The organism is Promicromonospora sp. Marseille-Q5078, assembly GCF_050315395.1.
GTDB lineage: Bacteria > Actinomycetota > Actinomycetes > Actinomycetales > Cellulomonadaceae > Isoptericola.
This window is the reverse complement of the sequence record NZ_JBNPQG010000001.1, coordinates 2,770,772-2,785,656: the sequence shown is the minus strand read 5'-3', so window position 1 is coordinate 2,785,656 and position 14,885 is coordinate 2,770,772. Positions and strand designations below refer to the sequence as shown.

Annotated in this window: 13 protein-coding genes; 11 read left to right on the top strand and 2 right to left on the bottom strand. The window is 73.8% G+C overall.

Annotated features, from left to right (window positions below):
* Positions 1-24 precede the first annotated feature (24 nt).
* From ACQFYA_RS13035 to dusB, 5 genes are all read left to right on the top strand, one after another.
* A complete protein-coding gene (locus ACQFYA_RS13035) occupies positions 25-975 on the top strand; it encodes an ABC transporter ATP-binding protein (protein ID WP_499124797.1) in 951 nt (316 codons plus the stop codon).
* Positions 972-1,778 carry an ABC transporter permease gene (locus ACQFYA_RS13030; RefSeq protein WP_499124795.1) on the top strand — a complete coding sequence of 269 codons (807 nt, stop codon included), beginning with the start codon at positions 972-974 and terminating at the stop codon, positions 1,776-1,778. Before ACQFYA_RS13035 ends, ACQFYA_RS13030 begins: the two co-directional genes overlap by 4 nt.
* Positions 1,779-1,902: 124 nt before the next feature.
* The gene (locus ACQFYA_RS13025) at positions 1,903-3,030 is read left to right on the top strand and encodes a histidine kinase (protein ID WP_499124793.1); all 1,128 of its coding nucleotides are present in this window, start codon (positions 1,903-1,905) and stop codon (positions 3,028-3,030) included.
* On the top strand, positions 3,027-3,632 hold the full coding sequence (locus ACQFYA_RS13020; RefSeq protein WP_499124790.1) for a response regulator transcription factor: 606 nt from the start codon (positions 3,027-3,029) through the stop codon (positions 3,630-3,632). The genes ACQFYA_RS13025 and ACQFYA_RS13020 overlap by 4 nt, the downstream gene beginning before the upstream one ends.
* Positions 3,633-3,663: 31 nt before the next feature.
* Positions 3,664-4,917: a tRNA dihydrouridine synthase DusB gene (dusB, locus tag ACQFYA_RS13015; RefSeq protein WP_499124787.1), complete on the top strand. Its 1,254-nt coding sequence runs from the start codon at positions 3,664-3,666 to the stop codon at positions 4,915-4,917.
* A 67-nt stretch (positions 4,918-4,984) separates the two neighbouring features.
* Here dusB and ACQFYA_RS13010 read toward each other — a convergent pair whose 3' ends face one another.
* Both ACQFYA_RS13010 and ACQFYA_RS13005 read right to left on the bottom strand, forming a co-directional pair.
* Entirely contained in the window at positions 4,985-6,811 is a 1,827-nt protein-coding gene (locus ACQFYA_RS13010) for a glycoside hydrolase family 13 protein (RefSeq protein ID WP_499124785.1), read from the bottom strand.
* A gap of 155 nt (positions 6,812-6,966) precedes the next feature.
* Complete coding sequence (locus ACQFYA_RS13005) at positions 6,967-7,989, bottom strand: LacI family DNA-binding transcriptional regulator (RefSeq protein WP_499124782.1); 1,023 nt, start codon at positions 7,987-7,989, stop codon at positions 6,967-6,969.
* Between the two features lie 217 nt (positions 7,990-8,206).
* Here ACQFYA_RS13005 and ACQFYA_RS13000 point away from each other — a divergent pair, with 217 nt between their 5' ends.
* The 6 genes from ACQFYA_RS13000 to ACQFYA_RS12975 all read left to right on the top strand — a co-directional run bounded on the left by ACQFYA_RS13000 (position 8,207) and on the right by ACQFYA_RS12975 (position 14,875).
* Positions 8,207-9,442, top strand: a complete 1,236-nt coding sequence (locus ACQFYA_RS13000; RefSeq protein ID WP_499124779.1) for a sugar ABC transporter substrate-binding protein — start codon at positions 8,207-8,209, stop codon at positions 9,440-9,442.
* A complete protein-coding gene (locus tag ACQFYA_RS12995) occupies positions 9,442-11,019 on the top strand; it encodes an ABC transporter permease subunit (protein WP_499124777.1) in 1,578 nt (525 codons plus the stop codon). Before ACQFYA_RS13000 ends, ACQFYA_RS12995 begins: the two co-directional genes overlap by 1 nt.
* Positions 11,019-11,927, top strand: a complete 909-nt coding sequence (locus ACQFYA_RS12990; protein ID WP_499124775.1) for a sugar ABC transporter permease — start codon at positions 11,019-11,021, stop codon at positions 11,925-11,927. The genes ACQFYA_RS12995 and ACQFYA_RS12990 overlap by 1 nt, the downstream gene beginning before the upstream one ends.
* Before the next feature lie 139 nt (positions 11,928-12,066).
* Positions 12,067-12,717 (top strand): hypothetical protein, encoded by a 651-nt coding sequence (locus ACQFYA_RS12985; protein ID WP_499124773.1) that lies wholly within the window; start codon positions 12,067-12,069, stop codon positions 12,715-12,717.
* A gap of 28 nt (positions 12,718-12,745) precedes the next feature.
* Positions 12,746-13,534 (top strand): metallophosphoesterase family protein, encoded by a 789-nt coding sequence (locus ACQFYA_RS12980; RefSeq protein WP_499124771.1) that lies wholly within the window; start codon positions 12,746-12,748, stop codon positions 13,532-13,534.
* Positions 13,535-13,582: 48 nt separating this feature from the next.
* Positions 13,583-14,875, top strand: a complete 1,293-nt coding sequence (locus tag ACQFYA_RS12975; protein ID WP_499127529.1) for a deoxyguanosinetriphosphate triphosphohydrolase — start codon at positions 13,583-13,585, stop codon at positions 14,873-14,875.
* The last annotated feature ends 10 nt before the right edge of the window (positions 14,876-14,885 follow it).

Here is a 14,885-nt window from a genome sequence, read left to right as displayed (position 1 = left end):
GCGCCGCGGGACGACGATCGAGTCATGACATCGACGACCCGCCCCGCCCCCGCGCTGAGCCTGCGCGGGCTGCGCAAGGAGTTCCCGTCGTCCGCCGGCCCCGTCCGCGCGGTCGACGGCATCGACCTGGAGATCGCCCCCGGCGAGGTGGTGGCCTTCCTCGGCCCCAACGGCGCCGGCAAGACCAGCACGATCGACATGGTGCTCGGCCTCAGCGCCCCGACCTCCGGCACCGTGGAGGTGTTCGGCACCGACCCCGCTGACGCGATCGCCGCCGGCCGCGTCGCCGCCGTCATGCAGACCGGCGGGCTGCTGCGCGACATCACCGTGGCCGAGACGGTCGCCCTCACCGCGGCGCTGTTCGGCCGGACCGGGTCCCCGGCGCCCTACCTCGAGCGGGCCGGCATCGCCGAGCTCGCCGACCGCATGGTGGGCAAGTGCTCCGGCGGCCAGCAGCAGCGCCTCCGGTTCGCGATGGCGCTGGTCAGCGAGCCCGACCTCCTGCTCCTCGACGAGCCCACCACCGGCATGGACGTGGAGGGTCGCCGCGAGTTCTGGGCGGCCATCCGCGCCGACGCCGCCGCCGGCCGCACCGTCGTCTTCGCCACGCACTACCTGGAGGAGGCCGACACGTACGCCGACCGCGTCGTGCTGGTCAGCCAGGGCCGCGTCGTCGCGGACGGCTCGACGGCGGAGGTCAAGAGCTTCGCGTCCGGCCGCGCGGTGAGCGCCCGGATCGACGACGACGCCGAGCGCGCCGCCGTCGCCGCGCGGTTGCGCGACCTGCCGGTCGTGGACGCCATCGACCACCGCGGGTCGCGCCTGGTCGTGCGGACCGGCGACTCCGACGTCGTCGCCCGCTTCCTGCTCACGCAGACCCCCGCGCGCGACCTCGAGGTCGCCTCGGAGAACCTCGAGGACGCCTTCGTCGCCCTCACCACCGCAGCACCGAGCACGGACGGAGCCACCCGATGAGCGCCACGACCTCGACCCCCGGCACGACGACGGTTCCGGCGGTCGCCGGCCCCCGGCCCGGCATCCGGCCCCTCGCCGCCGCGCGCGTCTACCTCGGCGTCGAGCTGCGTCGCTCGCTGCGCAACCGGCGCACCCTCATCTTCTCGATGGTGATGCCGCCCGTCCTCTTCCTCATCTTCGGGCTGCAGGGCGACTACGCGAACCAGAGCACCGGCAACGGCAACGTCACCGGCTGGATCGGCGTGTCGATGGCGCTGTACGGGGCGATGGTCACCGCCACCGCGGGCGGTGCGAGCGTGTCCGTCGAGCGGGCGCAGGGGTGGACGCGCCAGCTGCGCCTGACCCCGCTGCGGCCCGCCGTCTACGTGGGGATCAAGCTCGCCGGCGCGATGGTGCTGGGGGCGGCCTCCGTCCTGCTCACCCTCGTGGTGGCGGCGTTCGCCGGGGCCCAGATGTCGGCCGGCGCCTGGGTGCTGTGCGCCGTCCTCGCCTGGGTGGGGTCCCTCGTGTTCGCGGCGTTCGGCCTGTTCATGGGCTACCTGCTCCCGGCGGAGAACGTCATGCAGATCCTCGGGCCGCTGCTCGCGCTGCTGTCCTTCGCCGGCGGGCTGTTCGTGCCGCTCGGTGACGGCTGGTGGGGCACCGTCGCGCAGGTCTTCCCCACGTACGGGCTGGCCGAGCTGGTGCACGCGCCGCTCGGCGGCGACCTCGGCGTCGCGGCCGTGGTGAACGTGGTCGCCTGGGCCGCCCTCTTCTCCGTCGGCGCGGCGTGGCGGTTCCGCAAGGACACGGCGCGGGTGTGAGCACCGGCTCCACGGTGCCGGGCGCTCGTGGCACGGTGGGGGGCGTGACGTCGACGCCCCCACCGTCGCCCCCGCCGCCCCCGGTGCTCCCGGCGCCCCGCCGTGGACGAGGCGGCGCATCGGCGTGCTCGTCTCCGTCGTCTGGGTCGTCTTCCTCGCGGAGCCGCTCTCCGTGGCGCTCGACGCCGAGCCCGCCGCGGTGCGGGTCGTCGGCGTGCTCGGCGTGCTCGGCGTGGCCGTCATCTTCGCCGGGACGATCCTCACCCTGCAGCGCCGGGGGCGGGTGCCGCGCCGTGCCGCCGTCGTGCTGCTCGTGATCCAGGCGGCGTGCGTCGCCCTGTCGTGCGTCGCCGCCCAGGAGCACGGCCTCGTCGGGCTCGTCTTCGTGTGCGTCACGGCGATCTACTCCGTCGGGAGCCGGGCGGCGGTGTGGATCGTCGGGGCGAGCATCCTGGTCATGCTCGTGCTGCCCCGCGTGCTGCCGGGCTGGGCGCCGGAGGACGGCAACGCGCTGGCGGTGGTCCTGGCCAGCGCCGCCGTCTACGGGTTCATGCAGGTCATCGACCGCAACCGGCGCCTGATCGCCGCGCAGCAGGAGCTCGCCGACCTGGCCGTCGCCCGCGAGCGCGAGCGGATCGCCCGCGACATGCACGACGTGCTCGGCCACTCCCTGACCGTCATCTCGGTCAAGGCCGAGCTGGCCGCCAAGCTGCTGCGGGCCGACGCCGGCAACCTGCCGGACGGGTCGCCGGGCGCGCGGGCGGCCGCCGAGGTGAGCGACATCCAGGGCCTCGCCCGGTCGGCGCTCGCGGACGTGCGGGGCACGGTGGCCGGGGCCTGGCAGGTGACGCTGGCCGGCGAGCTGGCGGCCGCCCGCTCCGCGCTCGACGCCGCCGGCGTCGTCGCCGAGCTCCCGGGCGCGGTGGACGACGTCCCGGCGGACCGGCGCGAGCTGTTCGCCTGGGTGCTGCGGGAGGGCACCACCAACGTGCTGCGGCACTCGGGCGCCTCGCGCGTGGTCGTGACGGTGGACGCCGACGCGCTCGTCGTCGACGACGACGGCGCCGGGGTGGCGGCCGCCGACGGACGCGGCCGGGGCGACGGCGGCGGGCACGGGCTGACCGGGCTGACCGCGCGCGCCCGCGCCGACGGGGCGGTGCTGGAGACGGGCCCGAGTCCGCTGGGCGGGTTCCGCCTCGCCGTCACCGTGCGCCCGGGCGCACCCGCGGCGGGTGCCAGGATCGACCCGTGATCCGACTGCTGCTCGCCGACGACCAGGCCCTCGTGCGCGGGGCGCTCGCCGCCCTCCTCGACCTCGAGCCCGACCTCGAGGTGGTGGCGCAGGTGGGCCGCGGCGACGAGGTGCTCGACGCGGCCCGGGACTCCGTCGCCGACGTCGCCCTGCTCGACGTCGAGATGCCCGGCCTGGACGGCATCGCGGCGGCTGCCGCCCTGCACCGCGAGCTGCCGTCGTGCCGCGCGCTGGTCGTGACGACCTTCGGGCGGCCGGGCTACCTGCGCCGCGCCCTGGACGCCGGCGCCAGCGGATTCGTGGTGAAGGACACGCCCGCCGAGCAGCTCGCGGACGCCGTCCGCCGCGTGCACGCGGGGCTGCGCGCCGTCGACCCGGACCTCGCCGTCGCCTCGCTCGCCGTGGGCGCGAGCCCGCTCACCGAGCGCGAGCGGCACGTGCTGGCGCTCGCCGCCGACGGGGGCACCGTCGCGCAGATCGCGGCCGAGGCGTTCCTCTCCGAGGGCACGGTGCGCAACTACCTGTCGGCGGCGATGGGCAAGACGGGGGCGCGCACCCGCGCCGAGGCGGTGCGCATCGCGCACGAGAACGGCTGGCTCTGAGCAGCCGACGGGGTTTGCGACAATAGTGGACGTGACTTCCACCCTCGATCCCGTCAGCACGTCGGCGCCCGGCACCCCCGGCCCTGCCGACGGTGTCGTCGACGCCGCGGACGCCGCGCGCGTCCTGCCGCCGCTGCAGATCGGGCCGATCACCGTGGACACCCCGGTGGTGCTGGCCCCGATGGCCGGCGTGACCAACCGCGCCTTCCGCACGCTGTGCCGCGAGGCCGGCGCGTCGCAGGGCTTCGACCCCGGGCTGTACGTCGCGGAGATGGTGACCAGCCGCGCCCTCGTGGAGCGCAACGCCGAGTCGCTCCGCATCGTCACGTTCGGCGACGACGAGACGCCCCGCTCCGCGCAGGTCTACGGCGTGGACCCGGCCACGGTCGGGGCCGCGGTGAAGATCATCGCGGGCGAGGACCGCGCCGACCACGTCGACCTCAACTTCGGCTGCCCGGTGCCCAAGGTGACGCGCAAGGGCGGCGGCTCCGCGCTGCCGTGGAAGCGCCAGCTCTTCACCGACATCGTGCGGTCCGCCGTCCAGGCCGCCGAGCCGTACGGCGTGCCCGTCACCGTGAAGATGCGCAAGGGCATCGACGACGACCACCTCACCTACCTCGAGGCCGGCCGCATCGCCGAGTCGCTGGGCGTGGCCGCGGTCGCGCTGCACGCCCGCACGGCCGCCGACTACTACTCCGGCACGGCCGACTGGACCGCGATCGCGCGGCTCAAGGAGGAGGTGCGCACCGTCCCGGTGCTCGGCAACGGGGACATCTGGTCGGCCGAGGACGCCGTGCGGATGGTCCGCGAGACCGGCGCCGACGGCGTCGTCGTGGGCCGCGGCTGCCAGGGCCGCCCGTGGCTGTTCGCGGACCTCGCGGCCGCGTTCCACGGGGTGACCACGCGGGTGCGCCCCGGCCTGCGCGAGGTCACCGAGACGATCTACCGCCACGGCGAGCTGATGATCGACTACTACGACGGCGACGAGGGCAAGGGCATGCGCGACCTGCGCAAGCACATGGCCTGGTACCTCAAGGGCTACGCGGCCGGGGGAGACGCGCGGCGCGCGCTGGCGATGGTCTCCACGCTGGCCGAGCTGCGCGAGCGTCTCGACGCGCTCGACCTCTCCCTGCCCTACCCGGGCGAGGACGCCGAGGGGCCGCGCGGCCGCGCCGGCTCCCCGAAGCAGCCGCACCTGCCCTACGGCTGGCTCGACTCCCGCGACCTCGACGAGGACTTCGAGGCTCGGCTGCGCGAGGCCGAGCTGAGCGTCAGCGGCGGCTGACGTCCCGTCCGCTGGTGGCGCCTGTCGAGACCTGGTCTCGACAGGCGCCACCAGCGAATGCGGGCGGTCAGGCGCGGAGCCAGACGGTGGTGTCGGCGGGGACGCGCGTCTGCGGGTCGGCGGACCGGTCGGTGGCCACGGGCCCGGACGCGAGCAGCACCTCGGCGCCGCGCGGCAGCAGCACGGGCTCGGAGCCCAGGTTGGCCACGACGACGACGTCCTGGTTGCGCAGGGCGATCACGTCGGCCGACTCGGCCCAGGCCTCGATCCAGGCGAGCCCGCCGTGGCCGAGGCCCTCGGCCTTGCGCAGCGCGAGACCCGCCCGGTACGTCTCGAACGTCGAGCCCGGGACGCCGTACTGCGCGTCCGCGGCGTAACGCGCGAACGACGCGGGCTGCGGCAGCCACGGTTCGCCGGCGGGCCCGAAGCCGAAGCCCGGCGCGTCGGCCGACCAGGGGAGCGGCACGCGGCAGCCGTCGCGGCCCGCCTCGGTGCCTCCGGTGCGGAAGTACGCCGGGTCCTGACGCACCTCGGCGGGCAGGGCCGTGTGCTCCGGCAGCCCGAGCTCCTCGCCCTGGTACAGGTACGCCGAGCCCGGCAGGCCGAGCATGAGCAGGCTGGCGGCGCGGGCGCGGCGCAGGCCGAGCTCCTCGTCGGGCTGCGGGTCGGTCGCGAAGACGCCGTTGGGCCGCACGGACGGGTCGGCCGAGCCGAGGCGCGACGGGTGCCGCACCACGTCGTGGTTGGACAGCACCCAGGTGGTGGGGGCGCCGACCTCGTCGTTCGCGCGGTACGACGCCGCGATGACGGAGCGCAGGGCGGCGGCGTCCCAGCCGGTGGTGAGGAACGAGAAGTTGAACGCCTGGTGCATCTCGTCGGGCCGCACGTACCGGGCGAGCCGGCTCAGCGGCTCCACCCAGGCCTCGGCCACCAGGCAGCGGTCGCCGTCGTACTCGGCGAGCACGCGGTGCCAGGCGCGGTAGACCTCGTGCACCCCGTCCTGGTCGAACATCGGGCCCTGGTTGCCGGCGCCGGTGGAGCCGTCCTCCGGGGCGCCGGGCTCGACGTCGCCGGTCGCCTCGGCGGCGTCGTCGCTGCTGCCGGCGACCATCTCGACGTGCCCGTCCCAGTCGGGCAGGCCGTCGGCCTTGACGAGGCCGTGCGCCACGTCGACGCGGAAGCCGTCCACGCCGCGGTCGAGCCAGAAGCGCAGCACGTCCTCGAACTCGGCGCGCACCTCGGGGTTCTGCCAGTCGAGGTCGGGCTGCGTGGAGTCGAACAGGTGCAGGTACCACTGCGGCCCCCGGGGGCCGTCGTCCTCGCGCGGGGCCAGCCGCGTCCAGGCGGGGCCGCCGAAGATCGACTGCCAGTTGTTGGGCGTCTCGTCGCCGGCGTGGCCGCGCCCGTCGCGGAACACGTAGCGCGCGCGCTCCGGCGAGCCGGGGGCGGCGGCGAGCGCGGCCTGGAACCACGCGTGCTGGTCGGAGGTGTGGTTGGGCACCAGGTCGGCGATCACGCGGATGCCGCGCGCGTGGGCGCCGGCGAGCAGGTCGTCGAAGTCGGCCAGCGTGCCGAACAGCGGGTCGACGTCGCGGTAGTCGGCGACGTCGTAGCCCGCGTCGTTCTGCGGGGAGCGGTAGAACGGCGACAGCCAGACGGCGTCGATCCCGAGCGCGTCGAGGTGGTCGAGGTGGGCGGTGACGCCCGGGATGTCGCCGATCCCGTCGCCGTCGCCGTCGGCGAACGACCGCGGGTAGACCTGGTAGATCACGGCGTCGCGCCACCACTGCCGCGCGGCGTCGTCCCCGGCGTGCACGACGGACCCGGTGCGGAGCAGGTCGCCGTCGGTGTCGCGGGCCGCGGCGGCGGCGGGGATGGGCTGGGTGGAGGTCATCGCTGGCTTCCTCACCTGATCGGGGGCTCGGGTCGGGCAGGCACGGACGCGCACGGGAGCGCGCGGACGTGCTCGGGGCACGGGCGAACCGTGCAGACCGCCGAGTGTAATCGTTGCTGCAAGAATTGCAGGAACCGCCCCCGCCGGGACTGCGATCAGTCGCGCGGGGCCGCCCCCGTGGAGCCCCGGACCACGAGCTCGGGGGCGAAGAGCAGCTCGGTCCGGGGGGCGGTCTCGCCCTGGATCTCGGTGAGCAGCGCGCTCACCGTGGCGCGCGCCATCGCCTCGACGGGCTGCCGGACGGTGGTCAGCGGCGGGTCGGTGAACGCGATGAGCGGGGCGTCGTCGTAGCCCACGACGGACACGTCGTCGGGCACGGACAGCCCGCGGGAGCGCGCGGCCCGGACGGCCCCGAGGGCCATGAGGTCCGACGCGCAGACGACGGCGGTGTGCCCGGCGTCGAGGAGCTCGGCGGCCGCGGCCTGCCCGCCCTCGAGGGTGTACAGGCTCGAGCGGACGTGCTCCCGGGCCGCGGCCTCGTCGTCGGCCAGGCCGTGCCGCACGAGGGCGGCGACGAACGCGGCGAGCTTGCGGCGGGAGGGCACGTACCGTTCGGGGCCGATCGCGAGGCCGATCCGCCGGTGGCCGAGCGTGACCAGGTGCTGCACGGCGACGTCCACGCTGGCGGCGTCGTCGGGGGAGACGAAGGGGGCGTCGATGCCCGGCGCGTAGCCGTTGACCAGCACGATCGGCACGCCCTGGCTGCGCAGCATCGAGTAGCGCGTGTGGTCCGCGCGCGAGTCGGCGTGCAGGCCGGAGACGAACACGATGCCGTCGACGGAGTGGTCGACCAGGGTGCTGACGTACTCGTCCTCGGTGGTGCCGCCGGGCGCCTGGGTGCACAGCAGCGGGGTGTACCCGCGCTGCGCGAGGATCGACTCGATCGCCTGGGCGAAGGCAGGGAAGACCGGGTTCGTGAGCTCCGGGACGATCAGGCCGACGAGACCGGCGGACCGGCTGCGCAGCACCGAGGGACGCTCGTAGCCGAGGACGTCGAGGGCTGCGAGCACCGCCTGCCGGGTGGAGCTCGCGACGCCGGGCTTGCCGTTGAGCACGCGCGACACGGTCGCCGTCGACACGCCTGCCTGCTCCGCCAGGTCGCTCAATCGGGTGCGCACCCGAGGAATCGTAGGGGACACGGGACCTCCTCGTCCTGGAGTGGGATACCAGCGGGTCGTCCGCCGGACCCGGTAGCGCGGCGCGCTCGTTGCGACGCGTTGCTGAAAAGTTATCGCAAGATCTTGCATCGCGCTGCAACGGTCCGTACGTTGTGGGCATTCAAGGCCCGGCGGTGACGCCGGGCCGTTCCACCGATGACAGCTGGGAGTTACCACGATGCGAAGGAGCATCCTTCTCGCCTCTGCCCTGGCCACCACCCTGGCCCTGACGGCGTGCGGCGGCGGCGAGCCGAGCGGCGGCTCGTCCGCCGAGGCGGAGACGAGCGCGGCGCCGGCCGCCTCGGGCACGCTCACGGTGTGGGTCGACGAGACGCGCGAGGCTGCCGTGCAGGCCGCCGCGGAGGCGTACGAAAAGGAGTCCGGCGTCGACGTCGAGCTCGTCCAGAAGAACTTCGAGGACATCCGCGCGGACTTCCTCGCCCAGGTCCCCACCGGCGAGGGCCCGGACATCACCGTCGGCGCGCACGACTGGCTCGGCGAGTTCACCACGAACGGCGTGGTCCAGCCGGTCGAGCTCGGCGACAAGGCCGACGACTTCATCCCGGTCTCGGTGCAGGCGTTCACCCAGGACGGCCAGGTCTACGGCCTGCCCTACGCCATCGAGAACATCGCGCTGATCCGCAACACGGAGCTCGCGCCCGAGGCCCCGACGACCTACGACGACATGATCGCCGCGGGGAAGAAGGCCGGCACCAAGTTCCCGTTCCTCATCCAGTCGGACGGCGACAAGGGCGACCCGTACACGTACTACCCGTTCCAGACGTCGTTCGGCGCTCCCGTGTTCGAGCAGAACGACGACGGCTCCTACCGTCCGGAGCTCGCCCTCGGCGGCGAGAACGGCGAGGCGTTCGCCACCTGGCTCTCCGAGCAGGGCGAGGCGGGCAACCTCAGCACGGACATCTCGTACGACATCGCCGTCGAGGCCTTCGCCAAGGGCAAGTCGCCGTTCATCGTCGGCGGTCCGTGGATGCTCGACCAGTTCAAGGACCTGAAGCTCGCCGTCGACCCGATCCCGGCGCCGGGCGACCAGCCGGCGCAGCCGTTCGTGGGCGTGCAGGGCTTCTACGTCAGTGCGCAGAGCAAGAACGCGCTGCTGGCCAACGACTTCCTCGTGAACTACCTGTCGACCACGGACGCGCAGACCGCGCTGTTCGAGGCCGGCGGCCGCCCGCCGGCGCTGACCGAGGCCGCGGACAAGGCGTCCTCGGACCCGCTGGTCGCGGGCTTCCGTGAGGTCGGCGCGTCCGCCGTGCCGATGCCGTCGATCCCGGAGATGGGCTCCGTCTGGTCGTTCTGGGGCGTCACCGAGGCGAGCATCATCTCGGGCAAGGCCGACGACCCGGTCAAGGCCTGGGACAAGATGGTCTCCGACATCGAGGGCGCGCTCGGCTGATGTTCCGTGCCCGCTACAAGGGCGCCGCGGCCGGCTCCGGGGGCTTCTCCGGAGCCGGCTTCGCCGTCAAGCTCGTGCTCGTCGCGCTCGTGGACGCCCTCGGCGTCTTCGGCGTCCTCGCCGCCTGGCGCGCGGGGTCGTGGGGGATCCTCGCCGCGATGCTGGCGCTCCTCGTCGCCGCCAACTGGGTGTACTTCACCAAGCGGTCCCTGCCGCTGAAGTACATCCTCCCCGGCCTCGCCTTCCTGCTCGTGTACCAGGTGTACGTCATCGGGTACACGGGGTACGTGGCCTTCACCAACTACGGCGACGGGCACAACTCCACCAAGGAGCAGGCGGTCGACGCGCTCCTGGTGCAGAACGAGCGCCGCGTCGAGGGGTCGCCCGCGCTGCCGCTGACCGTCGTGGAGTCGGACGCCGGCGACCTCGGGTTCGCCGTCGTCGACGACGAGGGGGTGGAGGTCGGAACCGCCGACGAGCCGCTCGCCGCCGCCGACGACGCGACGGTCGCCGACGGCGTCGTCACCGAGGTGCCCGGCTGGACGGTGCTGGACCGCGCGACGGTGCTGCAGCGCCAGCAGGAGGTCACCGCGCTGCGGGTAACCGTCTCGGACGACGCGGCCGCCGGCTCGGTACGCACCCAGGACGCCCGCACGGGCTACGTCTTCCGGTCCGTGCTGGAGTACGACGAGGCCGCCGACACGATGACGGACACGTCGACCGGCGTGGTGTACGAGCCGAACGACGACGGCCAGTTCGAGTCCGCGGACGGTGAGACGCTGGCCGTCGGCTGGCGCGTCACCGTGGGCTTCGAGAACTTCGCGACCGCGTTCGGCGACCAGCGGTACGCGGGCCCGTTCGTCAAGATCCTGCTGTGGACGTTCGCGTTCGCCGTGCTGTCGGTCGTGACGACCTTCGCGCTGGGCATGTTCCTGGCGATGGTCTTCAACGACCCGCGCCTGCGCGGCCGCAAGGTGTACCGGACCCTGATGATCCTGCCGTACGCGATGCCGGGCTTCCTCGCGGCCCTGCTGTGGTCCGGGATGCTCAACAAGAGCTTCGGCGTGATCAACCAGGTGCTGCTGGGCGGCGCCGCGATCCCGTGGCTCACCGACCCCTGGCTCGCGAAGCTGTCGGTGCTGGGCGTGAACCTGTGGCTCGGCTTCCCGTACATGTTCCTCATCTGCACGGGCGCGCTGCAGTCCCTGCCGGGCGACGTGTACGAGGCGGCGCGGATCGACGGCGCGGGCCGGTGGCGGATGTGGCGGGCCATCACGATGCCGCTGCTGCTGGTGGCCACGGCGCCTCTGCTCATCTCGAGCTTCGCCTTCAACTTCAACAACTTCACCCTGATCAAGATGCTGACGGGCGGCGGGCCACGGTTCGACGACGCGTCGGTGCCGCTGGGGCACACCGACATCCTCATCTCGATGGTCTACAACGTGTCCGGCCTGGACGGGTCGGCGCCGCGTGACTACGGCCTGGCGAGCGCGCTGTCCATCGTGATCTTCGTGGTGGTCGGGGTCATCTCCGCGATCGCCTTCCGGCAGACCCGCAAGCTCGAGGAGATGAGCTGATGACGACGGTGACCGACGCTGTGCCCCGGGCCGCGGGCGAGCAGGTGCTGCGGCACCGCATGTCGCCGGGCCGCTGGGCCCGGGAGCTGGGCTGGCGGCACGTCGTGGGTGTGGTGGCGGTGCTGTACGCGGTCTTCCCGATCGTCTACGTGGTGTCGGCGTCGCTGTCGCCCACGGGCACCCTCACCGGCTCGAACGAGCTGTTCGCCGAGGTCAGCGGCGCCAACTACGCGGCGCTGGGCGCCACGAAGTTCTGGACGTGGATGGGCAACACCCTCGTCATCGGTGTCGCGACGGCGGCGGGCACGGTGCTCATGGGCGCGGCGGCGGCGTACGCGTTCTCCCGCTTCCGGTTCGCCGGGCGGCGGCCGGGGCTGACGTCGCTGCTGATCATCCAGATGTTCCCGCAGATGCTCGCGTTCGTCGCGATCTTCCTGCTGCTCATCTCGCTGGGGGAGGTCGTGCCGGCGCTGGGGCTCAACTCCAAGCTCGCGCTGATCTGCGTGTACCTCGGCGGCGCCCTGGGCGTGAACACGTTCCTCATGTACGGATTCTTCAACACCGTGCCGCGGGAGCTCGACGAGGCCGCGAAGATCGACGGCGCCACGCACGCCCAGGTGTACTGGACGATCATCCTGCGGCTGGTGACGCCGATCCTCGCCGTCGTGGCGCTGCTGAGCTTCATCAGCACGTTCGGCGAGTTCATCATCGCGCGGGTGGTGCTGCAGTCGGAGTCGAGCTGGACGCTGGCCGTGGGGCTGTACGGCTGGGTGTCGTCGCTGCTGGAGGCCAACTGGGGGCTGTTCGCGGCCGGGGCCGTGCTGTCCGCGATCCCGGTGCTCGCCCTGTTCCTCTTCCTGCAGAAGTACATCGTGGGCGGCCTGACGGCGGGCTCCGTCAAGGGCTGAGTCACGGGCTGAGTCACGGGCTGACAAGTGGCCGCCGCCGGGATCGGGGGCGGCTCCCGGGGAGATCCGTCCGGATCTTTGCGGGATCCACCCCCGATCCTTGTGGCGGCGGTCACAGCGGGGTCCTAGCCTGAGCGTCATGACCGACGACACGCGCACCTACGCCCCGGACCTCGGGCGGCTCACCGAGGCCGCCGACGACTCGTTCTCCGTGCGCCGTGCGTACGGGGAGCCCTACGAGCACCAGGGCCAGCTCATCATCCCCGTCGCCAAGGTGTGGGGCGGGATCGGGACCGGCTCGGGCGGTGGCGCCGGCAACGGCTCCGCCAACGGTGCCGGCAACGGCACGGGCAGCGGCTCCGGCCGCGGCACCGGCAAGAGCGCGGGCGAGGGCTCCGGGCCGGGCTGGCGCCGGTCGTTCAGCGTCGGCTCCGGCGGCTCCGAGGCCCCCGCGACGGACGACGCCGCCGAGACCGGCGGCGCGGCGGGGTCGGCGTCGCCCGACGGCCCGGGCGGCGGGTCCGCTCGCGGTGACGCGTCCGGCGAGGCGCAGGGCGACGCCAAGGGCGAGCTGCAGGGCGAGGCCCACGGCGAGGGTCACGGCGAGGGCGGCGGCGGTGGCGGCGGCTACGGGCTGCGCGTCAAGCCGCTGGGCGTGTTCGTGGTCTCGGCCGAGGGCACGCGCTACCAGCCGGTGCTGGACCTCAACCGGGTGATCCTGGGCGGCCAGGTCGTCGGGATCGCGATCGCGCTCGCCGCCGGCTGGGCGATCGGCCGCCGCCGCCGCTGAACCTGTGCGGCGTGGCAGCATCGACCCCGTGACCCGCGGCCTGGAACGACTCGCCATCATCTCGGACGTCCACGGCAACCTCGGGGCCCTCGAGGCCGTGCTCGCCGACGTCGCCGCGCGAGGGATCACGCGGGTGGTCAACCTCGGCGACGACGCGGGCAAGGGGCCGCGGGGGAGCGCCGTCGTCGACCGGCTCGGCGAGGTGTGCGAGGCGGACGTGCGCGGCAACTGGGACGACTTCCTGCCCGCGATCGGCGACGACGGCGCCGAGGAGATGGTGTGGTGGCGCGACGAGCTGCGCGCCGACCAGCGCGCGTGGCTCGCCGCGAAGCCGCTGAGTCACGACCTGCTGCTCAGCGGCCGGGCGATCCGGCTCTTCCACGCGTCGGCGACGAGCGTGCACACGCGGGTGCGCCGCGAGCACACGCGCGAGGAGTTCCACGGGATGTTCGCGACGACGGACCTCACGGGCCCGGGGCGCGAGCCGTCGACGGTCGGCTACGGCGACATCCACCAGGCGTTCGTCGACGTCCACCGGGGCCGGACGCTGTTCAACGCCGGGTCCGTCGGCAACCCGATCGACGAGCCCACGCCGGTCTACGCGATCCTCGAGGGCGTGCCGGGCTCCGAGGAGCCGGCGCCGTTCTCCCTGCAGCACGTGCGGGTGCCCTACGACGTGGAGGCCGAGCTCGCCGTCGCCCGCGAGCTCGGCATGCCGGGGTACGAGCCCTGGGCGCGCGAGCTGCGCACCGGCCTCTACCGCGGCCTCGTCGCGACCGCCGCCGACGCGGCGGGGCGCGTCGGCGACGATGGCTAGGCTGCCAGCGTGCAGACCTTCGAGCAGGGCGCTTTCGACCCCGACGTGATGGGCCCGGCGGCACGCCCGGACACGGGCGAGGAGTGGCTCGGGTCGTACACGGACGCGGACACCGAGCGCTGGTACCCCGAGCCGCCCAAGTCGAAGCACCGCACGGCGTTCGAGCGCGACCGCGCCCGCGTGGTGCACTCCTCGGGCCTGCGCCGGCTCGGGGCCAAGACACAGGTGCTGGGGCCTGGCAGCGACGACTTCGTGCGCACCCGGCTGACGCACTCGCTCGAGGTCGCCCAGGTGGGACGGGAGATGGGGCGCGCGCTCGGGTGCGACCCCGATCTCGTGGACACCGCCTGCCTCACGCACGACCTCGGGCACCCCCCGTTCGGGCACAACGGCGAGCGGGCGCTCGCGGAGGTCGCGCAGGGGATCGGTGGCTTCGAGGGGAACGCCCAGACGCTGCGGCTCCTCACCCGCCTCGAGCCCAAGGTCTTCGCCGCCGACGGCTCGCCGCGCGGCCTGAACCTCACGCGCGCGAGCCTCGACGCGAGCGTCAAGTACCCCTGGAGCCTCGGTGCGGGGCCCGCGCGCCCGGACGGCGCTGCGACCGGCAAGTTCGGTGTCTACCCCGACGACCGGCCGGTGTTCGAGTGGCTGCGCCGCGGGTCGATCGGCAGCCGGGTCCGGTGCATGGAGGCGCAGGTCATGGACCTCGCCGACGACATCAGCTACTCCGTGCACGACGTCGAGGACGCCGTGGTCGGCGGCCGGCTCGACCTGCGGGTGCTGGACGACGCGGACGAGCGTGCCCGCGTCGCCGCGCACGTGCGCTCCTGGTACGGCGCCTGGCACGAGCCGGAGGCTATCGACGCGGCGCTGTGCCGACTGCGGGACACCGGGTACCTGGTCACGGACTTCGACGGTTCGCGCCGGGCGCTCGCCCGGCTGAAGGACGCGACCAGCCAGCTCATCGGCCGGTTCAGCGGGGCGGCCCAGGACGCGACGCGCGAGGTGTTCGGCGACGGTCCCCTGACTCGTTATGTGGCGCAGCTCGTGGTGCCGCCCGAGACGGCGGACGAGATCCTCGCGCTCAAGGGCGTCGCCGTCGCGTACGTCATGGCGCCGCGCGAGTCCGAGCCCGTGTACGGCGCGCAGCGAGAGATCGTCGCGGAGCTCGTCGGCGTGCTGGCCGACCGCGCTCCGGACGCCCTGGAGCCGCCGTTCGCCGCGGACTGGCGGGCCGCGGCCGACGACGCCGCGCGGCTGCGCGTCGTCGTCGACCAGGTCGCGTCGCTGACGGACGTGTCCGCGCTGCAGTGGCACCGCCAGCTGGTCCGAGGCGCCTGAGACCTTGTCG